We start from the raw sequence: 238 nt of genomic DNA on the forward strand, positions 1-238 counted from the left end.
GCTCGAGCAGGCCAGTAACGCCAAGTCGCAGTTCCTCGCGAACATGTCCCACGAGTTCCGGACGCCGCTCAACGCGATCCTCGGATACACGCGGATGCTGCTCCAGGGCGTGTCCGGTCCGCTGGCCGACGAGCAGTCGAAGGACCTGAGCCGCGTCGACAGCAACGCGTCCACGCTGCTCTCGCTCATCAACGACATCCTGGACATCTCCCGCATCGAGGCGGGGAAGATGCCGCTC

Annotated in this window: 1 protein-coding gene; it reads left to right on the top strand. The window is 65.1% G+C overall.

What is annotated here, in order from left to right:
• A partial coding sequence (locus ACLJNW_RS28340; protein ID WP_410961982.1) for a sensor histidine kinase occupies nt 1-238 on the top strand: 238 nt, incomplete at both ends.

This window comes from Salmonella sp. SAL4457 (assembly GCF_046548235.1).
GTDB classification, from domain to species: domain Bacteria; phylum Pseudomonadota; class Gammaproteobacteria; order Enterobacterales; family Enterobacteriaceae; genus Salmonella; species Salmonella enterica.